Annotated in this window: 26 protein-coding genes, 1 pseudogene and 1 riboswitch; of the genes and pseudogenes, 17 read left to right on the top strand and 10 right to left on the bottom strand. The window is 56.8% G+C overall.

Annotated features, from left to right (window positions below; genetic code table 11):
- Nucleotides 1-34: 34 nt before the first annotated feature.
- Complete coding sequence (locus ACT3RW_RS14395; protein ID WP_444614211.1) at nucleotides 35-586, bottom strand: OsmC family protein; 552 nt, start codon at nucleotides 584-586, stop codon at nucleotides 35-37.
- 32 nt (nucleotides 587-618) lie between these two features.
- Nucleotides 619-739: riboswitch (SAM riboswitch) on the bottom strand.
- Between the two features lie 114 nt (nucleotides 740-853).
- Between ACT3RW_RS14395 and ACT3RW_RS14390 the strand changes: the two genes are divergently transcribed.
- On the top strand, nucleotides 854-4093 hold the full coding sequence (locus ACT3RW_RS14390; protein WP_444614210.1) for a DEAD/DEAH box helicase: 3240 nt from the start codon (nucleotides 854-856) through the stop codon (nucleotides 4091-4093).
- A gap of 15 nt (nucleotides 4094-4108) precedes the next feature.
- On the opposite strand, the gene ACT3RW_RS14385 is transcribed toward ACT3RW_RS14390, so the two are convergent.
- The 3 genes from ACT3RW_RS14385 to ACT3RW_RS14375 form a co-directional block, all read right to left on the bottom strand.
- Nucleotides 4109-4552 carry a MarR family winged helix-turn-helix transcriptional regulator gene (locus ACT3RW_RS14385; protein ID WP_444614209.1) on the bottom strand — a complete coding sequence of 148 codons (444 nt, stop codon included), beginning with the start codon at nucleotides 4550-4552 and terminating at the stop codon, nucleotides 4109-4111.
- 10 nt (nucleotides 4553-4562) lie between these two features.
- Nucleotides 4563-4856, bottom strand: coding sequence for an NAD(P)-dependent oxidoreductase (locus ACT3RW_RS14380; protein ID WP_444614208.1), 294 nt, complete (start codon nucleotides 4854-4856; stop codon nucleotides 4563-4565).
- A 233-nt stretch (nucleotides 4857-5089) separates the two neighbouring features.
- Entirely contained in the window at nucleotides 5090-6937 is a 1848-nt protein-coding gene (locus ACT3RW_RS14375; RefSeq protein WP_444614207.1) for a S8 family peptidase, read from the bottom strand.
- 565 nt (nucleotides 6938-7502) lie between these two features.
- Here ACT3RW_RS14375 and ACT3RW_RS14370 point away from each other — a divergent pair.
- From ACT3RW_RS14370 to ACT3RW_RS14330, 9 genes are all read left to right on the top strand, one after another.
- On the top strand, nucleotides 7503-8432 hold the full coding sequence (locus ACT3RW_RS14370; RefSeq protein WP_444614206.1) for an N-acetylglucosamine kinase: 930 nt from the start codon (nucleotides 7503-7505) through the stop codon (nucleotides 8430-8432).
- A 97-nt stretch (nucleotides 8433-8529) separates the two neighbouring features.
- Nucleotides 8530-8847, top strand: a complete 318-nt coding sequence (locus ACT3RW_RS14365; RefSeq protein ID WP_131089141.1) for a bifunctional 3-phenylpropionate/cinnamic acid dioxygenase ferredoxin subunit — start codon at nucleotides 8530-8532, stop codon at nucleotides 8845-8847.
- Nucleotides 8848-9984 (top strand): NAD(P)/FAD-dependent oxidoreductase, encoded by a 1137-nt coding sequence (locus ACT3RW_RS14360; protein WP_444614205.1) that lies wholly within the window; start codon nucleotides 8848-8850, stop codon nucleotides 9982-9984.
- 2 nt (nucleotides 9985-9986) lie between these two features.
- On the top strand, nucleotides 9987-11243 hold the full coding sequence (locus tag ACT3RW_RS14355) for an MFS transporter (protein WP_444614204.1): 1257 nt from the start codon (nucleotides 9987-9989) through the stop codon (nucleotides 11241-11243).
- Nucleotides 11244-11245: 2 nt separating this feature from the next.
- Entirely contained in the window at nucleotides 11246-11758 is a 513-nt protein-coding gene (locus ACT3RW_RS14350; protein WP_444614203.1) for a DedA family protein, read from the top strand.
- A 53-nt stretch (nucleotides 11759-11811) separates the two neighbouring features.
- The gene (locus tag ACT3RW_RS14345) at nucleotides 11812-12300 is read left to right on the top strand and encodes an Lrp/AsnC family transcriptional regulator (RefSeq protein ID WP_131089137.1); all 489 of its coding nucleotides are present in this window, start codon (nucleotides 11812-11814) and stop codon (nucleotides 12298-12300) included.
- Between the two features lie 202 nt (nucleotides 12301-12502).
- Nucleotides 12503-12742 (top strand): hypothetical protein, encoded by a 240-nt coding sequence (locus tag ACT3RW_RS14340; protein WP_262199374.1) that lies wholly within the window; start codon nucleotides 12503-12505, stop codon nucleotides 12740-12742.
- A 264-nt stretch (nucleotides 12743-13006) separates the two neighbouring features.
- Nucleotides 13007-13378, top strand: a complete 372-nt coding sequence (locus tag ACT3RW_RS14335; RefSeq protein ID WP_444614202.1) for a hypothetical protein — start codon at nucleotides 13007-13009, stop codon at nucleotides 13376-13378.
- A 161-nt stretch (nucleotides 13379-13539) separates the two neighbouring features.
- The gene (locus ACT3RW_RS14330) at nucleotides 13540-13728 is read left to right on the top strand and encodes a hypothetical protein (protein ID WP_131089134.1); all 189 of its coding nucleotides are present in this window, start codon (nucleotides 13540-13542) and stop codon (nucleotides 13726-13728) included.
- On the opposite strand, the gene ACT3RW_RS14325 is transcribed toward ACT3RW_RS14330, so the two are convergent.
- Together ACT3RW_RS14325 and ACT3RW_RS14320 are read right to left on the bottom strand one after the other, a co-directional pair.
- Nucleotides 13725-13946, bottom strand: coding sequence for a hypothetical protein (locus ACT3RW_RS14325; RefSeq protein WP_444614201.1), 222 nt, complete (start codon nucleotides 13944-13946; stop codon nucleotides 13725-13727). The two genes, ACT3RW_RS14330 and ACT3RW_RS14325, sit on opposite strands and share 4 nt — an antisense overlap.
- Nucleotides 13939-14595: a TetR/AcrR family transcriptional regulator gene (locus ACT3RW_RS14320; RefSeq protein WP_444614200.1), complete on the bottom strand. Its 657-nt coding sequence runs from the start codon at nucleotides 14593-14595 to the stop codon at nucleotides 13939-13941. Before ACT3RW_RS14320 ends, ACT3RW_RS14325 begins: the two co-directional genes overlap by 8 nt.
- Nucleotides 14596-14700: 105 nt before the next feature.
- Between ACT3RW_RS14320 and ACT3RW_RS14315 the strand changes: the two genes are divergently transcribed.
- From ACT3RW_RS14315 to ACT3RW_RS14305, 3 genes are all read left to right on the top strand, one after another.
- Complete coding sequence (locus ACT3RW_RS14315) at nucleotides 14701-16128, top strand: flavin monoamine oxidase family protein (RefSeq protein ID WP_444614199.1); 1428 nt, start codon at nucleotides 14701-14703, stop codon at nucleotides 16126-16128.
- A 3-nt stretch (nucleotides 16129-16131) separates the two neighbouring features.
- The gene (locus ACT3RW_RS14310) at nucleotides 16132-17004 is read left to right on the top strand and encodes a universal stress protein (RefSeq protein ID WP_444614198.1); all 873 of its coding nucleotides are present in this window, start codon (nucleotides 16132-16134) and stop codon (nucleotides 17002-17004) included.
- 88 nt (nucleotides 17005-17092) lie between these two features.
- Nucleotides 17093-18616 carry an APC family permease gene (locus ACT3RW_RS14305; RefSeq protein ID WP_444614197.1) on the top strand — a complete coding sequence of 508 codons (1524 nt, stop codon included), beginning with the start codon at nucleotides 17093-17095 and terminating at the stop codon, nucleotides 18614-18616.
- Between the two features lie 30 nt (nucleotides 18617-18646).
- Here ACT3RW_RS14305 and ACT3RW_RS14300 read toward each other — a convergent pair whose 3' ends face one another.
- A complete protein-coding gene (locus ACT3RW_RS14300) occupies nucleotides 18647-19480 on the bottom strand; it encodes an IS5 family transposase (protein WP_444613281.1) in 834 nt (277 codons plus the stop codon).
- A gap of 212 nt (nucleotides 19481-19692) precedes the next feature.
- Here ACT3RW_RS14300 and ACT3RW_RS14295 point away from each other — a divergent pair, with 212 nt between their 5' ends.
- Nucleotides 19693-20097, top strand: coding sequence for an arsenate-mycothiol transferase ArsC (locus ACT3RW_RS14295; RefSeq protein WP_131089128.1), 405 nt, complete (start codon nucleotides 19693-19695; stop codon nucleotides 20095-20097).
- Here ACT3RW_RS14295 and ACT3RW_RS14290 read toward each other — a convergent pair.
- The 3 genes from ACT3RW_RS14290 to cmtR form a co-directional block, all read right to left on the bottom strand.
- Entirely contained in the window at nucleotides 20094-20582 is a 489-nt protein-coding gene (locus tag ACT3RW_RS14290; protein WP_131089127.1) for an Lrp/AsnC family transcriptional regulator, read from the bottom strand. The two genes, ACT3RW_RS14295 and ACT3RW_RS14290, sit on opposite strands and share 4 nt — an antisense overlap.
- 285 nt (nucleotides 20583-20867) lie before the next feature.
- Nucleotides 20868-21479: a cadmium resistance transporter gene (locus tag ACT3RW_RS14285; RefSeq protein ID WP_444614196.1), complete on the bottom strand. Its 612-nt coding sequence runs from the start codon at nucleotides 21477-21479 to the stop codon at nucleotides 20868-20870.
- Nucleotides 21476-21835 (bottom strand): Cd(II)/Pb(II)-sensing metalloregulatory transcriptional regulator CmtR, encoded by a 360-nt coding sequence (gene cmtR, locus ACT3RW_RS14280; protein WP_038992393.1) that lies wholly within the window; start codon nucleotides 21833-21835, stop codon nucleotides 21476-21478. Before cmtR ends, ACT3RW_RS14285 begins: the two co-directional genes overlap by 4 nt.
- Before the next feature lie 193 nt (nucleotides 21836-22028).
- Here cmtR and ACT3RW_RS14275 point away from each other — a divergent pair.
- The 3 genes and pseudogenes from ACT3RW_RS14275 to ACT3RW_RS14265 all read left to right on the top strand — a co-directional run bounded on the left by ACT3RW_RS14275 (nucleotide 22029) and on the right by ACT3RW_RS14265 (nucleotide 24844).
- Nucleotides 22029-22624: pseudogene (locus tag ACT3RW_RS14275) on the top strand (recombinase family protein).
- Nucleotides 22509-24029: a Mu transposase C-terminal domain-containing protein gene (locus tag ACT3RW_RS14270; RefSeq protein ID WP_444614195.1), complete on the top strand. Its 1521-nt coding sequence runs from the start codon at nucleotides 22509-22511 to the stop codon at nucleotides 24027-24029. The pseudogene ACT3RW_RS14275 and the gene ACT3RW_RS14270 overlap by 116 nt, the downstream one beginning before the upstream one ends.
- A complete protein-coding gene (locus ACT3RW_RS14265) occupies nucleotides 24026-24844 on the top strand; it encodes an AAA family ATPase (RefSeq protein ID WP_037161208.1) in 819 nt (272 codons plus the stop codon). Before ACT3RW_RS14270 ends, ACT3RW_RS14265 begins: the two co-directional genes overlap by 4 nt.
- The last annotated feature ends 136 nt before the right edge of the window (nucleotides 24845-24980 follow it).

Below are 24980 nucleotides of genomic sequence, written 5' to 3'. Positions count from 1 at the left end.
CCACCGCCACGAGCGGTTTTAGAGCAAGATCGTATTAGTTCGCGCCAGCGATATGCACCGAGGTGCTGACCGGGACCGGATTGGTGAACAGATCTAGCACTGGGCAGTGAGCATCCACAGCCTGGCGTAGTTCTTCATAACGCTCGGCGGATTCAGGACCAGCGATGTGCACCTGCAAGTCCACGGAGGAGAAGCCCGGACGAATTGTTTCATCAATGCCAAACAGGCCACGAACATCAAGCTGGCCATCAGCGGTGATCTGCACATCATCTACTTGGATGCCCAAGTTTTCCGCGTACAGACGGTAAACAACTACTTGGCAGGAAACCAACGCTGCCAAGGCATATTCCACCGGGCTGGCCGCGATGTCGCTGCCTCCCAGTGCAGCTGGTTCATCAACGGTAAAGCTGTGCTTGCCGGCCCTGATGTTACTGGCAACAGAGCCGAAGCCTTCGCCACGAACACTAAACGTGAGTTGTGCGCTCTGTGGGGCTGCCGAAATGCGTTCACCCCACCCAGCGTCAGCTTCTTGCAAACGCGCAGAACGGTCTTCGGCTACGGAAAGTTTCTTGGTTGTGGTAGGCATAAGAGGTGTTCCCCTTTTCTGACGCAAGGGTGCGCCATCGTTTACGCTTCTTGACTCTCAAGATGCGTCGAATCTTCACCTGGGGCACCCCGCACAATGACTAGAGGGTTGCCGTCCACTCAGCCAGGGCCGTAGTGAGTGGAACTCGTGATTCAGTGATTCATTTTTATCCTTGAGTACCGCTGCGAGTAAAGCATTCGCTTAACTTTTCGTCATTACGAAGCTGTCGGTAACCGTCGATAGGATGGAGGGTAGCAACCGGCTCTATTGCGTACACAACGATTGGCGGATATGGAATACCAGCTGACTATCAAAAACTTGGACTTGGTACTGGACCAGGACACGTTGGAGATTGGTGCGTTCTACTATCAGTCGGGAAAGGTCTCGCACGTTGAACGCCACGTTGAAGCCGGTCTTACTCAAGTGCGCGGACAGGTGCTCGGCGCGCAGGTGAACGCAACCTTCCGATTTGAAGCGCAAGGGATTTCATTTGAAGGTGGTTGCAGCAAACACCCCACCAGTACTCGCTGCGAAGAAGTCGCCGCGTTATTGATTGAAACCATTAACGAAGATGATGAGCCTCTGTACGTTACCGACGGTGCGGTGCGGCCGCATGACTGGCAACGTCAAGCGGTGCCGCAGTGGGAACGTAGTCTTAACCGCCTATTGCCCGTCATTGATGATGAACCGGACGTCGCCCAAGAGCCGCTGGGCCTCATTCTAAAAATCGTCAGCGAACCACGCTACGGCAGCGATGATGTCCTGACCCTTCAGGCCCGTCCGGCGCGACAAGGTACCAAGAGCCCATGGATTCAGACAGGAGTGAGCTGGAAGTCTGTGGCCTTTGACAAGCGGTTCTCCAAAGAACAGCGCCGTGCCATTAGCGAACTAGACCAGCTACGAGAGCAGGCTGAAAAGCAAAAATACGGTTATGTCTGGGACGTCAAAGACTGGATCTCGCTAATGGATTTGCCGGGCAAAGATTTGCTCGAAGCTTTCGTTGCGCTGCAAGCAGCCGGAGTGCAGATCATCAACGGAAGTAGCAACGCCAAGCCCGCTGTGACCTTCAGCCCTGAGCCGGCGAATGCTTTTGTAGATCTGCGCCGTGGTGAAGACGGGTTGACCATGGAGGGGTTCATTTCCGCACCTGATCCACAAGACTCACATGTACTGCCCGTCGGAAATCCACCGACATTTTTGGTGTACTCGGCTAAGCCGTTGGCCAAGGCTAAAGACTGGGGACTGGCAGAATTTGCTGAGCCTGTTTCAGCAGAACTTGCCTCTTTTATTGCTTCTGGAGTTCAGTTCGTTCCAGCAGCAGACGTTCCGCGTTTTGAGGAAAAACATCTGGAACGCATGCGCCACTTGGCCCCGCTGAAAAGCGTCGACGTGAGCTATAAAATTCCTGCCCCTGCTCGTCCCGTCCTGAGGCTGGCTGTATCTAGCAGCCCAGAAGTTGTCGCCCTGCGCTATTCGTGGAAGTACCCGTCCAAGGCGCCACGGCAACGTGGCATCGAGAAGGAAATCCTTGCCTCGATCAAGGACAAGCTTGGAGACGACGCTGCCTTGGGACCGGTGAACTCCTCGGGCATTTTTGAAGATCAAGACCTGAGCATCTCTCAGTCCATCGACTTCTTGGTTTATACCCTTCCGCTGCTCGAAGAGCACCCGGACGTATTGATCGAAGCGCAAAACCGACTGCCCAAGTACCAAATAAATGATGCACCAGCCACCGTTGCCGTTGAAGCCGGAGAAAGCACCGGAGACTGGTTCGACCTTTCCATTGAAGTCACCATTGATGAGGTCAAGGTACCTTTCCCTCAACTACTCGCAGCGCTGACTCGGCATGAGGACTACCTTGTCTTAGATGATCTGACCGTCATTCCCATCGCCGGTGCTGACTTTGCTCAGCTACGTCAGTTGGTCAATGAAGCTGGGGAACTGGGCACAGTTGAAGGCGATACGATTCGCATCCACAAGCTGAGCATCGACTGGTGGCAACAACTGCTGGACTTGGGCATCATTGAAGCTCAGCACAACGCCTGGCTAGAAACCATGAACGAGCTGACCAGTGGCGAGGAACTTGCGCCCGTAGCTCTGCCAGAAAGTTTCAAAGCGAATTTGCGCCCGTACCAGGAGCAGGGACTGGCCTGGCTGAATTTCTTGCGTACCCACTCACTGGGTGGAGTGCTCGCAGATGACATGGGCTTGGGTAAAACGGTCCAGTTGCTGGCCTGTCTGGAGCAAGCGCGCACGGAAAACCCTGATCAAAAGTTCTTGGTTCTTGCCCCGACCTCGGTGGTAGGTAACTGGATCAATGAAGCGCAGCGTTTCGCGCCGAACCTTCGTACGCGGGGGATTAGCTCCACGTCAAAAAAGGCCGGGCAGAGCATCAAGGATCAGTTGGGTGACGCGCAGCTGATTGTCACTAGCTACACGATCTTCCGACTGTCCTATGAAGAGTTTGAAGCTGCCGGATTCTCCGTGATGATCATGGATGAAGCGCAACAGCTGAAGAACCACACCTCAAAGGGCTATAAGCAAGCGCGCCAGTTGCCGGTGCCTTGTAAGTTCGTTGTCACTGGTACGCCGATGGAAAATAATCTCCTTGAGCTGTGGGCTCTGGTTTCCTTGGCTGCCCCTGGACTGTTGGGCGGACAGAAGGCCTTCAAGGATATTTATCAGAAGCAGATTTCCGACGGTGATAAAGAAAGACTCGATCGTCTCAAGAGCCGGTTGCGTCCATTTGTACTTCGACGCACCAAAGAACAGGTGGTTCCGGAACTTCCAGCAAAAACCGAACAGATTCTGGAAGTTGAGCTGGAACCAAGTCACCGTAAGGCCTATGACCGTCGCTTCCAGCGGGTACGACAAGAAGTGCTCGGATTGGTTGATGACGTAGATTCCAACCGTTTCAAGATTTTGCAGTCGCTCACGTTGCTACGCCAACTGGCCTTAGATCCGTCCTTGGTCGGTGAAGGTGACGGCCCGAGCGCCAAGCTTGAGCTACTACGAGAACTGATGGCCGACGCAGTGGCTGAAGGACACAAGATCTTGGTCTTCAGCCAGTTCACCAGCTTCTTGACCAAGGCGCGGGACGTTGCCGTATCGCTAGATATTGAGCACGGTTACCTAGATGGTTCCACTAGTGGAATCAAGCGAAAAGAAATGATCGATGGGTTCAGCAATGGGGACTTCCCGGTCTTCTTCATCTCGTTGAAGTCCGGCGGTTTTGGTATCAACCTCACCGCTGCTGATTACTGCATCTTGTTGGATCCTTGGTGGAATCCGGCTGCGGAAGCTCAGGCCATTGACCGTGCACACCGCATTGGTCAGGAACGACCGGTTTACGTGTATCGTCTGGTCGCCAAGGACACCATCGAGTCCAAGGTGCTGGCCTTACAAGCCAAAAAGACGCAGCTGTTTAATGACGTTTTGGGTGACGAATCGGAGGCTGGTCAGCAGTCTGCCTTGAGCGCTGATGACTTCTTAGCTTTGATGCAGTAGCTTGAATCGTTGTCTTTAGGTCAGCTCTTCGAAACTGATGTTCAGTCGGTGCAACAGCTGTCCAAAGTTTTGTAGTTCGCTAGCTTCCCATTCGGTGAGCTGGCGGCGCAGTTCCTGACGCAGGGTGTTTCCGCTGTCGCGCCACTTGTCTCTAGCCAGTGCCGTGGCAGAGACCAGTTGAGCGCGGCCGTCAGAGGGATCCTGGGTTCGGTTCACTAGGCCCAAGGACTCTAGCTGCTGAACCAGTCGAGAAATAGTTGCCTTATCTAGACGAAGCTTCTCGGCCAAAGTGCCCTGTTGCTGAGCATCTTCGCGGATGACAAGTCCGAGCAGGCGGTAACCAGGCGCTTGCAAGTCCGGGTGGACCGCTTTTGCGCGGCGAACTATCATATCTCGTGCGTGCAAAAGTATGGCAGTGAACTCATCTTCAACCGTCTGCAACAGCGTTTCATCTTGCATAGGAACTATTCTAGGGAGTCGAGGCCACCTCAGGAGAATTTAGTCCTTTGCGCTGTTCAGCTACCGAGGCAAAGTCATTGATATTGGAGCAGATTTCCTTCACCCGAGAAAGAAAAGTTTCTCGCGAGTGCTCCGAATAATGTGGTGTGGCAATGACCAATGGATGCGCAGCCAACCGTTGAGTTAGCACGGGCGCAACGGTGCCTGTCGGGGCGTCCCACCAGACGTCTAATGCTGCTCCGCCAATGAGCTGTTGATCTAACGCGTCAATGAGAGCTTGCGCGTTGATTATCGGTCCACGCAAAACGCTCGACTGGAAGACTCCAGCCGAGCGTATGCGTGAATCATTTGTAGAGGCCTAGACCGTCGGTGCTGCGACGACCGTCAAAATCCGCTGACCGGCTTCACTATTTTTTGGTTCTTGATACTTCTTTGAAGGACTAGTTGGTGGCTAGCGAGGTGTCGTCGATGCGGAAGGTTGTTGCCTGGGAGCTGTCTTCAACACCCCTGAAACGCAAGGTGACGGTCTTGCCGCGGTTAGTTGTTCAGGTTGATGCTTTTCTGCGCGTAGGACGAGCTTGCGTCGAGGTTTGACCATGTACCGACGTTGTAGGTGCTTGAACCATCGAGTACCTGAACGGTGAGCTTGTCGTATTGGGTGGACGCAGTGGTTTCGTCGGTCAGCACCCGCAGGTAGAACTTCAAATCTGCAGTGGTAGCAGTAGAAGGAATGGTGACCTGCTGATCCAGGGTGTAGGTGCTTGCTGTACCCCATCCGTTGAGACCGGCCAAACCGTTGCCGGTGCGAGCAGCTGTTCCGGTTTCAAAGGTGTCGGCACGATTGGCGGTCCAGGAGTCGGCACCGCTTTCAAAGCCTGGGTTCTTCAATAGATTGCCGCTGGGCTCGGGAGTTGGGTCCGGGGTGGTTCCACCCAGGTTTGTCATGATCTTCGTGGCATCGACCAAGCCTGCACCACAGCCGATGCTGCAACCGCCTGGCATAGCGCGGGTGCCGTTCTTCAACACGGTTTCCACCTGAGCAGGGGACATGGATGGGCTGACGGACTTCATCAGAGCCACCATTCCTGCCACGTGTGGTGTAGCCATGGAAGTGCCTTGGTAGAAGGTGTAACCCTGGCTTGATGGGGTGGTGGTGCCGGTGTTGATAGTGGAAAGAATGCCTTGGCCTGCGTAGCGGGTGTCGCCACCAGGGGCGGTCACGTCAACTGCAGAGCCGTAGTTTGTGTAATACGACGGTGCTCCCGATGGGTTGCTGGCAGCTACCGTAATCACGTTGTTGCAGTTTGCTGGGCGTGAGTTCGAAGCGTTTTGGCTTTCATTACCTGCCGCAACCACTACCGAAGTTCCGCGAGAGACCGCGCTATCGATAGCTGCTTGGTACGTGGTTCCGCAGGATCCACCGCCACCGAGCGACATGTTGATGGTGTCAGCCGGGGTCGAGTTGGCTGGGATGCCAGGCACGGTGCCACCGGAGGCCCAGATGATCGCATCTGCGATATCAGAGAGGCTGCCGCCGCACTTCGCTAGGACGCGTACCGGTTGAATCTTGGCGTTGGGTGCAACTCCGGCGACGCCGCTGGAGTTGCCGGTGACTGCCGCGACGGTGCCAGCTACGTGGGTGCCGTGCCATGAGGAGTTTCCGGCGTAACTGCTGCCGCATTCGCCAGCTGCGTACCAGTCGCCCTGGTCTTGTGGGTTGGAATCTCGGCCGTTGCCGTCACGCGCCGAAGTTGAGCTGGAAACGAAGTCATAGCCTGAAATCACGTTGGAGTTCAGATCCGTATGGGAGGTGATTCCGGTGTCCAAGACGGCCACAATACTGCCGGTGCCGGTGCCGATGTCCCACGCAGAAGGGATACGCATGCCGTTGGTTCCGTGGAAGTCCCATTGTTCGCTGTAGCGGGTGTCGTTGGGCGATAGGGAGATCTCCATCAGGGCATCAGGCTCGACTGCTTCAACCAGTCCAGACTTGGCAATTTCTGCCATAAACTCTTCGGCGTCGGCGCCCTTGAGTTTCTTGTCAGCCGTGAGAACAAAACCTCCGGTGGCCATGGCGCGCAGTTCCTTGACCGAAACTCCGGCGTCCTTGGCTGCTTTGCCCCAAGCCTTGGCCCGGCTCTGCTTGTCGACGCTCTGGGTTGACGCCTTGTAAGTGACGATGAACTGGTCGTAGGACTCACCGGACTGGGGTGAACCGATCGTAACCTTCGCATCGTTGCTTGGTGCGGGAGCGGACTTTTCTGCCGGTGCCGTTACGGGCTGTGCTGAGGCGGACATTGCGCCGGCCCCTAAGCCGGCCAAACCGATCACGACTGCGGTGGACGCAGCCAAGGATCGTCGAAGTGGGGCAGAAAAACGTGCCATTGATGTTCTCCTTAGTGGGTTTTGGGCGCACAAGGTTCGGTGATCAAGCGAAATGGGGTGTGCCGATATGGAGCGTAGCGCCTGCGATATCCAGAAAGGAAGTAGTTCTCAAATAAATCTTTTATATTCCTGCATGTGCTAAAAACTCACTTCACACTTTCGCTGCAGGGAATCTAACGATTTTCAAGGCTTCGAAAAATGAATGCCAGTTACTTGCGCGATAAGGTGATCTAAAAATTTCAGATTCGCTCTGACTACGGCAAACGCCTAACTATTTTTCGTGACTCATGGAATTTATTCGAGACGTACCGTGGGTTAGGCCGAGAATAAAGTGAAAATTTCGGCGACTTTTAGCGCGGAGAAGCGGGTCTATGGTTCATTGCCTAATTCATTGAGTAATCGGTACGATGATTTTTCTGACGATGCTACGTCAAGTAGTTACGACTGCTCGCCTGACGATTGCGTGACTCGCAGCGAAGTCCTCGGTCCAAAAATGCGAGCTCTTGGGGCACCCGGACGGGTTCTCAAAGTAATCTGAAAACCAAGCACAAACAGGAGCAGGTAGATGACAACTGGATTATTGGCCGTTGACGGTGGGCAAAGCGGGATCAAACTTCGTCTTGAATTTGATGGTGAGCGCACTGACTCGAAATTTCCTGGTGTCCAAACCGACGAGCCGGTCCTGCCTCAGTTGGCACGTGTGATCAATGAGTTCATCGCAGCAAGCCCGGTGGACATTGGCACGGTAACCGTAGGCACCACCGGCTTGGTCAAAGAAGAACACGACGCACATCAACTCTTCGAACTGATCGAATCAACCACAGTTGAACGTGTTGCCTTGGCCCATGACTCGGTCACCAGCTACCTCGGCGCCTTGGGCAACGAACACGGCGCCGTGGTTGCTGCCGGTACCGGAGTGGTCACCCTCGGTGTTGGCCCTGGCAGCGTAGCCCGAGTTGATGGGTGGGGCCATATTATGGGCGACGCCGGTAGTGGTTACTGGATTGGCCAGCAAGCACTCATCGCAGTGATGCGTGACTTTGACGGACGCGGACAAGCCACCGCACTCACCGCTGCTGTGCAAGAACGTTGGCCCGATCTATCCGAGGCCTACATTGACTTACAAGCACTTCCCGACAGGGTTTCTACGGTGGCCTCCTTTGCCACCACCGTTGCCGAACTTGCCTTCAGTGATGCCATTGCTGCACAGATCTGTCGCAGAGCCGGAGAGGAACTGGCTGATTCGATTGCCACAGCCTTGCGGCGCGTGGGCCTAGAGAAAGCCGACGGGAACGTTCCAGTAGCCGCAATCGGCGGTGTGTTTGAAGGTGAGTATCTGAAAGCTGCCTTCGAGACGGAGCTGCACCGACTACACCCCGGATTGCAGATTCAGTCTGTCACCGGATCGGGGTTGGACGGAGTGCAACTGTTGGCGCAACTACCCGCCGATCATGCCCTGCAGGAGCTGGTCTCGCGCTATGGATTTGGGAACTAGTCAGAAAAGCACGGTCATCGTGATCTGCCAGCTAGGTGCTGGCGATCAATAGATGACAAGATGAGACTGATCAGTATTGAGCATTAAAGGAGTCATCGTGAGCTATCGAGTCGGTCCCGTAGATCTAGTCCCAGAAGGCGAATCCCTGCTGGTAGATTCCAAGGACAGCGGTGCCACCGAAGACATTGCGATCTTCCATGCCGAAGACGGCAACTTCTATGCCCTTCAAGACGAGTGCACCCACGAGGTTGCGTCCCTCTCCGATGGGTGGATTGAAGACTGCTCGGTGGAGTGCCCAATTCACTCCTCAACCTTTGATCTAAAGACCGGCCGAGTGCAGTGCATGCCAGCAACGGTAGACGCGCGCACCTACACGGTGAACGTCGTGGATGGTTTTTTGGAGCTCGAAGTCTAAATGCCTTCGGTCCACATCATCGGCGGTGGCGTTGCCGGTTACACCTTGGCGCGCGAACTGGTGCAAAAGCAGTATGCCGGTACCATTACGATCAGCGACGCCCAGGGCTTACCCTATGATCGTCCGGCGCTGAGTAAAGCCTTGCAGGTTGAGCCCTTTGCTCCGGTTGCTTGGTACCAGCAGCACCGTATCAACCTCATCCAAGAAACAATCACCGAGGTTAAACTGCCAGATTCGGAAACGGATTGGGTTGTCCTCGCTACCGGTACCGTGCCGAATCGGCTAAGTCTGCCCGGGGCTGAACACGCACACACGCTGCACACCGCGGCCGACGCTGTGGCACTGGCAGAAATTATCGATTCGGCCATGTTTGGCTTCCAAGTGGTGGTCATCGGGGCCGGACTGATTGGTGCCGAATTTGCTTCCACCGCTAGCATGCTCGGAGCACAGGTCACCCTGATTTCTAATAATGATGCTCCACTAAGCGCCATGCTCGGCCAGGATTTGGCCGAACAACTACACGCTGAACATGCACAACGTGGCATTCGAACTATCACCGGAACTACAAGCAGCATCGCTGCGGATCATGTAGTTGTGGACGGTGAGCGCATCGAAGCTGACTTGATCGTTAGCGCCATCGGTGTCCAACCAGATACCGCGTTGGCTGCCTCCATGGGATTAGCCGTGGACAACGGCATTGTGGTCAACGCGCAGCAACGCTCCATCACACAGCCACAGGTACTGGCCATCGGGGATGCGTCGCGACACCAGGGCGCTCGCCGGACCGTGCACTGGGAAGCTGCTATGGAAGATGCGGCCCAAGCGGCAGCAACCATCCTCGGCACGGACCCAGTAAAGCGTTCGGTGCCGTGGTTCTGGTCCGACCGCCATGAGATGCATGTGGAAAGTGTCGGCGATTTTGATCAAGCGGTGCGTACCGTTCATCGTTACAACCGTCGAGGTAAGATCCAAGTGACCTTCGGGCTAAATGCTCAGGGTGCTTTGGTGGCAGCTAGCATGATTGATGGCGGGCTGATGGCCAAGGCCGTGAAGCGGCTGATCGCTCGGTCTGCCTCGCTCAGCGTTGAAGAATTGGAGGACCCGAGTGTGGGACCTCGCGAATTAGGGCGGAACTGACAATGAGCACAGCCGAACCAGCGAAGCTACCTTTGGCTCTGCAGGTACCTACACAGCGAGTGAGCCGCGGTTGGATTGCTGCGGTGGTCACCGTCCACATTGGTATCAATATCGGCTTTTTCGCCCCCATTCAGGTGCTCCTTGGGCTGCATGCCGAGCAACTGGACGCTAGTCAAAAGGGTGCCATCTTGTCCTTGGTGATCGGTGTGGGAGCGGCCGTGTCCATGGTTGCTAATCCACTCTTTGGTGCCCTCAGTGACCGCACTACCTCTCGGTTTGGCCGTCGAATTCCGTGGGTATTGTGCGGAACCCTGTGCGGGGCCCTCGCCCTGTTGCTCATGTCAACGGCCCATACCGTAGGGCTTCTGGTCCTTGGCTGGGCTTTGATGCAGGCCGCTGGAAACGCTGCGGTAGCTGCCATCTTTGCTGCCATCCCGGATCGTGTCCCGGTAGAACAACGCGGCATTGTGGGCGGATTAGTAGCGCTGGGACAAACTTGCGGTTCGCTCATAGGTGCGGTCATCGGCATGGTGGCCGCTGGCGATCTAGTCTTCGGTTACGCGTTGGTCGCCATCGCTGTGGCCATTTGCGCCGTCCCTTTTGTCTTGATGCGCAAGGACTCAGTGCTACCCAAGGCAGCACTAGAACCCATCACGGCGTTGCAATTTGCTCAAAGTTTCTGGATCAACCCGGTCAAGCACAAGGACTTCGGTTGGGCCTGGCTGACGCGGTTCCTGCTCTACCTCGGTAGCCAGCTGTGCCTGGTCTACCTCTTGTACTTCCTGCAAGACGCCATTGGTCATCCAAACCCTGCACAGGGTGTTTTGGTGCTGACCGCCGTCTATGCGTTCTGCGTTATTTTCTCTTCGGTGATATCCGGAAAACTTTCTGATCGCGATGGTAAGCGTAAGAAGTACGTCATCATTTCTTCAGTGATTGTCGCCTGTGCAGCAGGGGTTATGGCAGTCTCATCTACCTTTGCCATGGCACTGATTGCTGCGGTGCTGCTAGGCATCGGATTTGGTGCCTACCTTGCGGTGGACTTCGCCTTGCTGACGCAGGTGCTTCCTACAGCCGATTCACGCGGCAAGGATCTTGGCATGATCAATATTGCCAATTCCTTGCCTCAGGTGGTCGCCCCGCTGGTGGCCTGGCTGGCAGTGACTTGGCTTGGTGGTTATCCGACCTTGTTCCTTTGCTCGGTAGTCGTCTCGCTGCTCGGTGCAGTGCTGGTGCGAAAAATTAAGTGTGTTCCATAGCCTTGGGTGACTCTATCTCGTGGTTGATCAACGACGCACCTTTTGGGGTGACGTTGTTGTTCTTCTTTCTTGGCGCCTTCACTCGTGGCAACGCGACGTACTGGGTGGGCCGCGGGATTGCCAAGGGTGTGGAGCGTAGCCGCTTTGAGAAGCGGCTTCACGCTCCGGGGTATCTCAAAGCCCAAAGGTTCATCCAACGCTGGGGTGCACTAGCGGTTCCGTTGAGTTTCTTGACTGTGGGTGTGCAAAGCACGGTCAACCTCTCTGCTGGGATAAGTAAGATGCCACTGCGTCGATATGTCCCGGCCGTGGCACTTGGCGCGGCATTGTGGGCCTTGATTTACACAAGTATTGGTATGGCTGTGTTCTACGCGTGGTTGGCGTTGGACCGGCCATGGATTGTGGCAGGCATTGTCCTGCTAGCCATAGTCGCGTTTGTTGTCCTTCGCTGGCGCACTCGCGAGCGCGAGAAGCAGGCGCCGGATGCAGAACAACCTTCAGAAATAAAGGGCTGACCGGCCGTATGATGAGTGGGTCAAACCGCGAACACTGAGAGTAGGTACGGCAAATGTCGCTGAACTTATCCAAGTCAGAGAACAGTCCTGTGCAGCTCGATGAAATCGACCGCAAGCTGTTAGCTTTGCTGAGCAAGAACTCACGGCGAACAAATAACTCGTTGGCGCAGGAGCTCGGTATCGCGGCTTCGACCTGTTTGGCACGGTTGAATGCTTTACGCGATTCCGGAGTGATTTCTCGCTTCACCATCGAGGTGGATCCGCAGGTCTTGGGGCGCGAATTGGAGGCGTTGATCTTTGTGAAGATCCGCCCGGGCGCCCGACATCTTATGTCTAACTTTGCTAGTGAAATGCGTTCCAAGTCTGGGGTGCGCCAGCTGTTCTTCTTGGGTGGCGCCGATGACTTTGTCTTGCATGTGGCGGTGCGCAACTCTGCCGACGTGCGACAGTTTGTACTTGATAACCTTTCAGCTAATCCTGCCGTTGCGACCACACAAACTTCTCTGGTGTTCGAACACGGGCAGGGAAGTGGCGAATTTTAGGCCTTAAACTCAGGCGAAGTACCCCGCAGATTTTCGTAGGAGTGATCCACGCAATGGGTCTACTTCGAAGAAATGTGCTAAACTTGTTGTTCTTCTCTTAGCAATACCGCGGTCCTCTGGCCGTCAAAGATTTACTTTGACCAAACGGATGGACCACATACGGAAGCGACTGAAGAATGGGGAGGTCGAGAAGATAATGAATTTGGAAACAACAATCGTAACGGCCGTGGTGACTCTGGCGGTTTTGGCCATCGTGAGCATCGTGATGGTTCTTCGTTACAAGCAAGAACACCAGACAGAAATTCGCCAGGCTCTGGTGGCCAAGGCCTATAAGTATGGGATTGCCTCGCCTGAGGATCTATCAAACCATGATCTGAACATGCAGATCCGCGAGGCCAAGCGCCAGCGCAAGAACAATGAGAACGATTTGAAAACTGTCTAAACAGATTCATCGTTAGAGCATTCGGCCCCAGGTTGATCAAACAGCCTGGGGCTTTTGCATGCCAAAAGCTGCCACAAAAATGTAGGTCAATTGTTTTGGCGCTATGTCCCCGGTCACCGAAAACTCGATTTAGCCCCAGAACCGTGCGGATTGCATCACAAGTGCGTGTGTGGTTCTCGACAAAAGACTTCCGCAGCTAAAACGGTTCAGAAATGATGGTTATAGCTGGAAAGACGTGATGGAAATGAACTAGGAGCAACAGGTATGGCAACGATCCCTTTGGGCGAAGATATTCTTTTGGCACGGCACGGTGCCAACATCGTTAAGCTTCGCCAGGATCGTAAGACCCGTTCAACTGTTGCTGTGTTGCGTGATGGTCAGATGGATACCGCATCCAACTTGCTCACCTTTTCCACCCCATCACTGATCCCGGCCGCCAGCTTTAGTCGAGGTGCGGTGCGGTACCTGAATGATGAAGCTGAAGTGAGCCGCGGTGAGGTCCGTTCTTTGATCAAGATTTCCCTTGGCTTCAGCGCTGTGATGGGCATTGTTTTTGGCGGACTGGTTTTGGCTCTGTACAAAGTCGGCGGAAACGAAGCGATCCAGTCGCTGGCATATATGGGTGGCGCTCAGTAGACCCCGCAGTGTGAAATTGATGGTGAGGTTCCAAGATAACTTGGAAGCTCACCATTTCTTTTTGTGGACAGAAAACTTTGAACGCGGCACGCCTTATAGCTCTCGTTTTTCTTCATCTGCGGGCATAGGATGACCAGACCTAGGTGAACAAGGAGCAGGCCATGCGTTTTGTTTTGGAAGTCAACTTCGATACCGAGAACATGCAACTCAAGCCACTAGAAGAGCTTCAACGGATTCTGGGGGACTGGTCGCAACGCGTGGCCATGTATCCGCTGGAACCGGGGTCTCAAGAAGATGTCTACGACTCGCAGAATGAAGAAGTCGGAGAATGGGCAATCTTAGAAGACTAATCTCGGCGCTTGGAAATCCATCCGATCACATAGCCGACCGCCAGAGTTACTAGTAGGACCAGCCATAGTGGTGCCGCGGAGTGGATCAAGAAAAACTCCACCCGCACATAGGTCAGGTTCTGCAAGATGAATACCAGAGCGAGAATCACCAAGGCGATGGCCATGATCTGCTTGACGTTCAGCGCGAATCGGCTGGGCTTGCGCTGCGGGTCAGTCATTGCTTTTTCCTGTGCCTAAGAGCCCATCGATCATGGCCGCGAGACCACGCTGGAAAGAATCATCGCTGGTATTGAGCTGTGTTTCGCGTTGTGCCGCCACCGCTTGGGTGAAGTGTGGGGTGAGATCTTGGTGGTTGCTGGTATCAAAAATATCGTGGGGTGCTGCGGTGTCCATGGCCGAACCAAAGATAAAAGCTTCCAAAGCAACAATGGTCGGAATGATCGTCTTCTCGGCCAGTCCGAAGTCTTTGAGACCTTGAGCTACACGCTCATACATGCCCAAGGTGCGTGGCGAATCCGAGACTGGAAGCACCGCAATAATGGGGATGAGCGGAATGTGCCGACTGAAAATATTACGGTAGTTGGTCGCCCAAAGAACTAAGGCATTTCGCAGTGGTTCTGTATCAAAAACTGACGTATCGATATCTGCCATGATCAGTTCCTGAATCCACTGCATCAGATCATGTTTTGAATCCACATGGTTATACAAAGCCGAGGGTGAAACACCTAATGACTTGGCCAGGCGCTGCATTGTTAGTGATTCATAACCACCATCGGAAACCAGTTCCAACGCGTTGACGGTAATACGTTCCCTGTTGAGCACCGCCTTGCGTGGTCGCCCTGCGCGCCTGGTTCCGGATTCTGTCATTCGTTCTCTCCCTGACGTGGGTTGCTTCACAACTCGATGTTCTTCCCCTATGCTATATGACAAGTAAATGAACCGAATTCATTTTATTGTTTGAGGGAGCTTTTCATGGAACATCTGGAACGCGACGTAGTTGTCATTGGCGCTGGCCCATCGGGTCTGACCGCAGCCTACGAGCTGAACAAAGCAGGCAAGTCTGTCGCCGTACTCGAAGCTCGAGATCGTGTGGGCGGCCGCACCTGGAGCGACCAGATGGACGGAGCCACCATCGAAATCGGCGGTCAGTGGATCAGTCCCGATCAAACTGGTCTCTACTCGCTGATCAACGAGTTGGGCATCGAAACCTTTGAACGCTACAAGGCCGGCAAAAGTGTCTACCTGAACGAGCAGGGTGAAGCCATCGTTTATGAGGGCGAAGACTTCCCCGTCTCCGAAGACAGCGTGGCCGAAATGAACAAGCTCATCGGCATCATGAACGAACTGGCCGCACAAATGAATCCAGACAAGCCATGGGAACACCCACAGGCCCAAGAACTGGACATGGTTTCCTTCCACCACTTCCTGCGTCAGCACTCCTCGGACGAACTAGCCTGCAACAACGTCGGCCTCTTTATTGCCGGTGGCATGCTCACCAAACCAGCCCATACCTTCTCTGCACTTCAAGCAGTATTGATGGCTTCCTCGGCGGGATCCTTCGACAACCTCGTTGATGAAGATTTCATCCTTGACCGCCGCATCGTTGGCACCATGCAGGGCGTATCCAAGACGGTTGCTGCGCGACTGGGTGAAGAAATTGTTTTCCTGAATAACCCAGTACTGAAGCTGGAATGGAATGATGACGGGGTAGTAGCGCACGGTCAGACCGTCAGTGTCTCGGCAAAGAAGGTTGTGGTGGCAATTCCACCTAACCTGTACTCGCGAATCACTTACGTTCCTGCGCTTCCACGCAAGCAGCATGTCACCCATCAGCACCAGTCCATGGGCTTGGTCATCAAGGTGCACGCCGTTTACGAAACCCCGTTCTGGCGCGAAGATGGACTGTCGGGAACCTGCTTCGGGCCCAACGCACTAGTCCAGGAACTCTACGACAACACCTACACCGGAGAAAGCACCGGAACCTTGGTGGGCTTCATCTCGGATCTGAAAGCCGACGAAATGTGGGAACTAGACGATGAGGCACGTCGCGAGGCCATCTTGCAGGGCATTGCCGACTACCTAGGGGAGAAGGCACTGGATCCTAAGGTCTTCTACCTCTCGGATTTCGCCTCTGAAGAATGGACCCGCGGAGCGTACGCAACCAGCTATGACCTAGGTGGTCTGCACCGCTTTGGCCCCGTCCAGAACGATAACCTCGGACCAATCTATTTCTCCTCCTCGGACTTAGCCGGCGAGGGCTACCAGCACGTGGATGGCGCGGTACGTATGGGTCGCCGCTCGGCCGCACGCATCATCGCAGAACTTGATGGCACCAGCTACGACGAGAACTACGATGGCGTGCAGACACTGACCTCTACCGCAGATAAGGTCAACGCCTAAATCATGAAATTGCTTGTAGGTTACACCGCCGATGAACGCGGTGCCGAAGCTATCGAACTGGCCAGCGCGCTTGTTGCATCCACCCCGGATGCGTCCTTGCACATTGCCGTTGTGCTTCCGGCTGCTGCACCCTTTAGCGCTGTCTACCCGGGTGGAGATCATGGATATTCAACCATTCTCTCCGCTCAAGTAGACCAGTGGGCAAAACACGCCCTGACGCTGGTGCCCGAAGGAATCCAGGCCTCGGTGGTGGCGAGATCAGTCTCCTCCGTGGCCGAAGGGTTGATTTCACTGGCTCAACAGGTTGATGCTGATGGCATCGTGCTCGGCGGCCGCAAACGTCACCGGGCAGGGTTCTTCATGCCCGGGGCAATCGCCAACGCGTTGTTGCACTCCTCGCCAGTTTCGGTGTTCATGTCCTCACCGACTGCGATAGAAACCTTGCGAGCTGCCAACGGCAAGCTCACCAGGCTGACCGCCTTTGTGGGGGACCGGCCCGGAGCTAAAGACGTCATTGAACTCTCGGCCCAAATTGCTACAGCCTGCGCAGTACCACTTCGAGTAGCAACCCTAGTTTTGCCCTACGACGTTCAAGACCCAGACCGGGATCTTGATGCCCACGTTCAGGCAACCAGCGATTACCTTTCGCAACTGACAGCGTCCATGGAATTGGACGCCACTATTGACGTTGTTGTTGGGCGCAACCTCGATGAAGCAACTGGCCAGCTTTCCTGGCAAGACGGCGATCTCGCCTTGCTTGGCTCAGCACGCTTAGCGGCTGCCCGCAGGCTCTTTATCGGGCTTAAAGCCCAACGTATCCTCGGCAAGCTTTCGGTGCCCATGGGTGTTATCCCTAACCCGGGATCAGACAACTAGCTTCACGTTTTTAGATCTTGAAGGAAGGGTGGCTCGGTACTTCTGACCGACGCACTTATCGCCTCACTAAAGCAAAAGGTAAACCAACATGTCGCAAGACTTGAGGCAGGATTCTAATCCTGCAGCCGCTGAAACCGGTTTGCACGAAAAAGGGCTCTCCAAGGGCACCGTAGGCGTTATGGGCCTGGTGGTCATCGGAATTTCCAGTATCGCCCCGGCCTACACCCTCACCGCAGGACTGGGCGCAACGGTGGCTGAAGTAGGCACCAGTCTTCCAGCTATCTTGCTAGCAGGGTTCTTGCCCATGCTGTTGGTGGCCTTGGGCTACCGAGAGCTAAACAATGCCATGCCCGACTCAGGGACCTCGTTCACCTGGGCTACCCGTGCCTTCGGACCAATGATTGGTTGGATGGGCGGTTGGGGGCTGGTGGCTGCCACGGTGATTGTCCTTTCAAATCTGGCCGCTGTCGCAGTTGATTTCTTCTACATCCTGCTGGCCCAACTGACCGGTCACGACGAGATCGCTGAGCTGACCACCAATCTGTGGATCAACATTCCCACTACCTTGATCTTCATCGCTGTTGCCGCCTTCATCTCCTATCGAGGCATGAACGCAACCAAGGTCTTCCAGTACGGTCTGGTCGCGTTCCAGGTAGCGGTGCTGTTGCTGTTCGCGGTGATGTCCTTTACCTCAAACCAACCTTTTGACCGAACCCCGATTACCTTGGAAATGTTCAACCCAGCTGGCGTTGAGAGTTTCTCGGCCTTTGCCGCCGGCATTTCACTGTCTATCTTCGTTTTCTGGGGCTGGGATGTCACCCTGACCATGAACGAAGAAACCACGGATCCTAAGAAGGTTCCGGGCCGAGGTGCGACGTGGACTGTTCTGCTGATCATGGCGCTGTACGTAGCAGTATCCCTCGGTGTGCTGTACTGGGCGGGCGTGGGAACCACAGGCTTAGGCGCTGGAAACCCGGAAAATCAGGAATCAATTTTCGCTGTGCTCTCCGGTCCAGTGATGGGTCCGCTGGCCTTGTTGATGTCTTTGGCAATCCTCTCCTCCTCGGCAGCCTCGCTGCAGTCCACCATGGTTTCCCCGGCACGTACTTTGCTGGCCATGGGCTACTACAAGGCCTTGCCCACCAGCTTCGCAAAGATCTCTCCACGATTCATGTCGCCTTCGGTGGCTACCTTTGTTACTGCTGCCGCAGCTGCAGTGTTCTACGTGGTTACCCGTCTGGTCTCTGAAAATGCCCTCTGGGATACGATCACCGCGCTTGGCCTGATGATCTGCTTCTACTACGGGCTGACCGCATTGGCTTGCGTTTGGTATTTCCGTGCAGAGCTCTTCAGCAGTGCAAGAAACGTCATCTTCAAATTCCTGGCACCACTCATTGGTGGCGTGGTTTTGCTGGTGTTGTTCTTCGCCACGGCCTTCGAGTCGATGGACCCCGACTACGGTTCAGGATCCAACATTGGGGGAGTAGGAATGGTCTTCATTCTTGGCGTCGGAGTTCTGCTGCTTGGTGTCGTAGTCATGATCTACATGCGGATCACCCTGCCATCCTTCTTCAAGGGAGAAACCATCAAGACCTACAAGCCAATCAAGTAAGAGATCGCGCCAATAGGGGACAAACGATTCTTAAGGCTTTCGATTAGGCCTCGTATCCCACCGATGGGTCGCCCACGCTTCCCCGATCAGCCTGCGGATCACGATGACACTGTTCGCGAGGCTGATCAACGCGTCAATGACCCGGACCTTGCGCTCGGTGCAGATCGCCAATTTCTTGAACCCCCGGTTGTGCCACGAATTGGTTCGTTCCACCACCCAGCGGACCCCGGCCTGCAAGGGTTCGCCCTTGGTACTGATCTCCCAATCACAACCCAGCTCGGTAAGCAGCTCCCGTGTTTTACGGCTGTCATATCCAGCATCCAGATGCACGGTAATCTGCTCTGGCAGCTGGTAGCCGAAACGGGAAAGGCGTTCGAGCGTGGGGCGTAGCAACGGGGAATCGTGCCGGTTCGCGCCTGCGGTGATGCAGCCGACCGGGATGCCTTTCCCGTCGGTCATCAGCGAGCGTTTGGTGCCTTGCTTGCCGCGGTCTACCGGGGATTTTCCGGCGGCTTCACCGCCGCACGGCGCTTTGACCAGACATCCGTCGATGACGAGATTCTCTAGGTCCAGTCCAATGATCCGGTCGTAGGATTCCAGGCAGATCTGCTCCAGTTCGCGGAAGATCCCTGCGGTGATCCATTCGTCGCGGCGCCGTCGGATGGTGGTGGCCGAGCAGGTCGTGTCGCTGATTTTCTCGTAGGCCGCGCCCAGGACGAGGACTTGGATGAGTTTGTCGAAGATGATCCGGTCGCTGATCCGTGGCTTGTGGCAGCCCAGTGGATGGGTTACGTTCCGATCTGGGATCAACGCTTCGAATTGGCGCCAGAGAGGCTCGATGATGGAAGATGGTAGGGCAGGCACGTGACCTTCTTGTGTAAACGGTTCTAGACAAACCTTGTTTAACACTGTCCGTGCCTGCTTCACTGCTTAATGACGTGCCTGACGTGGTTAATTACGCTGTCATTAATACTTACTGCGGATGTTGCACACCTATTGGCGCGATCTCTAAGTACAAAAAGAATCTTTGGCATTGAACCACCCACGAAACTCTTCGTGGGTGGTTCAATTGGTTTATGGCTAACTCGGTGCTTTTCATCTGCTCACGCAATGCCGGCAAATCTCAGATGGCTGCCGCGCTCATGGACTATATTTCTGACGGCAAAGTCACCAGCTATTCGGCTGGCACTAATCCGGGCTCTGGCATCAATCAAGAAGCTGTGGCCGCGTTGTCGCAGGCCGGGGCCGACATGTCAGGTGGAACGCCGAAGCCTATTGATCCGCAGATTGTGGATCAGGTGGACCGGGTCATCATCTTAGGTACAGATGCGCACCCGAACCTTGCCCCGACGGTGAACGCGGAACGCTGGGTGACCTATGAACCCAGTGAAGATGGAATCACCGGCGCCGAGCGCATGAATCTCATCCGAGATGAAATTGCTGAGCGAGTCAGGGAACTCTTCCACGAGCTGGAAGACTAGTGCTTGTCTTTGCTGAGTTTCTTTAGCAGTTCAGTGGTGCGGTAAGGAATTACGTCGCGCAGAATCATTGAGGTTGAGGTGCGGGTAATGCCCGGGCACAGTCGAATCTCTTCACTGACGCGGTAGAGATCATCTGGATCCGTCGCCGAAACACGAATCAGTAAATCGGTGTCGCCAGCAGGTGCAACACATTCCAAAACCTCAGGGATCTGGCGAAGGGCTGCGATGGCTTCATTCAGGCTGGCCTGATTCAGTTCAGCGCTGACAAAAGCACTGACACCGCGCCCCATGGATGCAGGCAGGATGCGAGCGGTGTTTGGACGCAATGCACCGGAGTGGGCCAGACGTTCCAAGCGAGTCTGAACAGTGCCTCGGGCTAGGCCCAGTTGCTGCGCCAACATCATGATCGGAACACGTGGATCAGCATCAAGCGCCAGCAGGATACGTCGGTCGGTTTCATCGAGCTGATACGTATCCGAATTCATATACTGGTCTCCTGTGACAGGTTGTGATGCGCGTGCGTAAGTACCTTCTTAGGATTTTAGTCAATATGACCAGTTGAGCCCAAATGTGTTGCGCGGACTGCCCGATAATGTTGCGTAAAAACCGGCGCTCCATGCTGTGGCTTCGTTCGCTTGGTGGCGGGGTTTTTGCAGCGCTCCGTGGCGGTCTTGTTGCCGCGATCACGCAGGACTGGCTGCAGGTTGGTGTCGCGGTCTGAACCGAGAGGGGTGCGCCCGGTCGGGGCCGTTTGGATCGCTGCCGCTACGTCAGAGTCCGAAGGCTCCGCCGCTGACGAGGATCACGATGCCGAGGCCGATGAGAACGATGGGGAAGAGGATGTGCTCCCAGCGTTCGAGCACTTCGGCGATCGGGGGGCGGGTGGCGACGAACTTTGCCAGGGCCACCAGGACCGCGACGAGCGCGAGGAAGACGATGCAGTAGGCGACTACTGCGAGAGGTTCCACGCTGAGGAAGACAGGGGTGTAGACGCCGATGTTGTCGCCGCCGTTGGCAAGGGTGACGCCTGCGACTGTCCACACGCCGACCTTCTTGCCGGCAACCTTGGCCTCGTCGTCATCGTCGTCATCGTCGTCATCGTCTCCGCGCCAGGCCTGCCATGCGGCCCAGAGGCCGAGGCCCAGAGGGATGAGACCGAAGTACGGGATGGCTGCCGAGGGCAGGAATGTTCCGGCGCCGATGGTCACCAGGACCGCGGCACCGAGGATGCCGGCGAATCCGAGGTACTGGCCGGCCAGAATGCGGGCGGTAGTGCCGCGCTGGCCTGCCCCTCGCGCGAAGAAGAGGGAGAGCACGATGATGTCGTCGATGTTGGTCGCTGCGAACAGGCCCATCGCCTGCAAGACCGAGGTGAGGATCATGCGCCCACCCCAGCTGCGTCGCATCCGGGAAGCGAGCAGGCGGGATCGATGCACGGGGCGTCTTCGTCCACTGCCAGGGTGGCATCGACCAGTGCCGTCAGCGCCTGCGCCAGGTGCGAATCGGCGATCTCATATCGTGTCCGACGACCCTCGGGCTCGGAGACGACGATCCCGCAATCGCGCAGGCATGCCAGGTGGTTGGACACGTTCGGGCGTGTCAGGTCCAGATCTCGGGCCAGTTCCGCCGGGTAAGCGGGATGGTCGAGCAGGGTCAAGATGATCCGGGATCGAGTGGGGTCGGCCAGTGCACGACCCAGGCGGTTCATCACGTCGAGACGCGAAGCAATAGTCAGCATGCTCTGAACTATACAGCACGCACTGAACACTCGGTCACAGGCGTCAGCCCAGATCGCATGCCCGCAAGGGGAACCCTCACCGGACACCACCGCTACTTATCGAGAGGAACGACGGCACACCTGGCGGGCTGTCCCGTAAGACCCGTCCGGTGAACTGTCCGGTGAAGGGAGGCTATATGACACACTGGGGAGCATGTCCCCCTTGAAGGTCGGCTATGCCCGAGTCTCCACCGACGAGCAGGACCTGACCGCGCAGCGTGACGGACTCGCGGCGTTCGGCGTCGATCCCAAGCGCATCTACGTCGATCACGGGCTCACGGGCCGCAACGCCGACCGTGAGGGCCTGCGGCAGGCGCTGGCTGCCTGTCGGGACGGCGATACATTCGTGGTCACCAAGCTCGATCGGCTGGCGCGTTCAGTCCGTGATGCCCACCAGATCGCCGACGACCTCGCGGCGCGGGAAGTGAAGCTGAGCATCGCCGGATCGGTGTACGACCCGACCGACCCGATGGGGAAACTGTTGTTCAACGTGCTGGCGGTGGTCGCCGAGTTCGAAGCCGACCTCATCCGTGCCCGCACCCGCGAGGGGATGAAGGTCGCCAAGGCCAAGGGCCGGCTGCGCGGGAAGTCACCGAAACTCACCCCCGGCAAGAAGCTCACCTCGTCCAGCTACATGCCGCCGACGAGCACACCGTGGGCGAGCTGGCCGAGCTGTTCAGCGTGGGCCGCTCCACGGTCTACCGCGCCCTTCAGCGCGCCGAGCGCGGGCGCGAGAACGCCTTGCAGTAGGTGCGTCGTGGACGCTCGAGCGCGGTGGCGAATCCTCAGGCTCCACGTCGAGGACCAGGTGCCCCTCGCGCGCTTAGCTCGCGAGACCGATGTAGGGCTGCGGACCCTGGAGCGCTGGCACGCCCGCTACCGCGCCGACGGCTACGCCGGACTGGAGACAGCCTCACGAGCGGACACCGGCTCCCGCCGCCTTCCGCCCGACCTCGTCCACCTGATCGAGGGCCTGGCACTGAGCAAGCCGCGGCCGGCCATCGCCACCATCCACCGCAAAGTCACCGGCATCTGCGCCGCCCGGAAGTGGCCGGTCCCCTCCTACTCGGTGGTGTGGGACATCGTGCGGACCCTGGATCCCGGCATGGTCACCCTCGCCCTGGAGGGCGCAGCGTCCTACCGCGACAAGCACGAGCTGGTGCTCCGCCGGCAAGCAGAGCTGCCCAACGCGATGTGGCAATCCGATCACACCATGCTCGACATCCTGGTGGTGGGCACCGACGGCAAGCCCGCACGGCCATGGCTGACAACGATCCTCGACGACTGCTCCCGGGCGGTCTGCGGCTACACAGCCTTCCTGGGCGCACCGTCGGCGATGAACACCGCCCTGGCGCTGCGCCAAGCGATCTGGCACAAGACCGACCCGGCCTGGCCGATGTGCGGCCTGCCCGACGTGCTCTACGTCGACCACGGCAGCGACTTCACCAGTGACCAGCTCGCCCACACCGCCGTCGACCTCCACATCCGACTGATCCACTCCACCGTCGCCCGACCCCAGGGCCGCGGCAAGATCGAGCGGTTCTTCGGCACCATCAACACCGAGCTACTCGCCACCCTGCCCGGACACATCACCGAAGGGCACCCCTGGCCGACACCGAAACTGTCCCTGGCCGAACTCGATAGCGCCCTGGAGGCGTTCGTGGCCACCTACAACGACCGCACGCACAGCGAGCTCGGAACCTCCCCGCGCAGCGCGTGGATCGCCGACGGCTGGCTGCCCCGAATGCCCGAGAGCCTGGAAGACCTCGACGGACTGCTGTTAACCGTCGCCAAGACCCGCGTCGTGCGCCGCGATGGCATCCGCTTCCAGGGCCTGCGCTACGTCTCCCCAACTCTGGCCGGCTACGTCGGACGCTCGGTCGTGATCCGCTACGACCCCCGCGACATCACCGAGATCCGCGTCTTCGATCACGACGAATTCGTCTGCAAGGCCGTCAACCAGGAGCACCACGATCAAAAGGTCAGCCTCAAGGAGATCCAGGCCGCGCGCAACGCCCGCCGCCGGGCGCTGCGAGCCGGCATCAACGAACGCATCGCCCTCGTGGCCGCACCTACCGAGACACCACGGATCACCGAAGCACCGACTCCGGCGCCGAGGTCGGCGTTGAAGATCTACAAGGAGGACCTCAGGTGAGCCAGCGCTTCATCGTCACCAAGGAGCACCGCCGCTTCACCGAGTTCGCCGACGCCGTGCGCCGCGGGCACACCATCGGTTTGTGCTTCGGATCAGCCGGCGTAGGAAAGACACTCTCCGCACGCCGCTACGCACACTACGAGAAGGCTCATGACCTGCTGACTTACTGGGGGCCGCGCTCCGACAACGACGCCAAGATCTACGCCGCCTTGAACCGGAGCCGCACCGTGCTCTACACCCCCAGCGTGCTGACCACCCCGCGGACCCTGAAGGACGAGCTGACCCAAGCCATCACCCGCACCAACATGTGCATCGAGCAGCACCTCGTACCTCCCGGCACGGCCACTCCCGAGGCCTGGGGATGGCGACACGGCAGGAACTACGTGGAGCTGATCATCGTCGACGAGGCCGAACGACTACGTCCCGCCGCGCTGGAACTGCTGCGCGATCGCTACGACCGCGACGACATCGCCCTGATCCTGATCGGCATGCCCGGCCTGGAGAAGCAGTTCAGCCACTACCCCCAGTTCTACAGCCGAGTCGGCTTCGCCCACCAGTACCGGCCCCTGGGACAAGACGAACTGCTGTTCGTCCTCGAGCGACACTGGCGATCCCTCGGCAAGACCCTCGACCCCGACGACTTCACCGACGCCCAAGCCATCGCAGCCATCGCACGGATCACCCGCGGCAACTTCCGGCTCCTCGAACGCCTCTTCCCCCAGATCCAGCGGGTCCTGAAGATCAACGAACTCGACACCATCACCAACGACGTCATCGAAGCCGCACAGAGCACCCTGGTCATCGGTGTCACCTGACCCCGCCACGAAGCGACCGAAGAACCCCGCCATTCAGCAGACGAAGTCACACTCCATGCCAGTAAAAGCGGTTTCGCGTCATCCGTGATCTCTTGTCCACACAAGCGTGCTTCACCGATGTTTTGGGAAGTAATCC

The sequence above is a fragment of the Glutamicibacter sp. AOP5-A2-18 genome, assembly GCF_052446055.1.
GTDB lineage: Bacteria > Actinomycetota > Actinomycetes > Actinomycetales > Micrococcaceae > Glutamicibacter.
The sequence above is the reverse complement of the archived record's forward strand: the minus strand, read 5'-3'. Positions and strand labels throughout refer to the sequence as shown.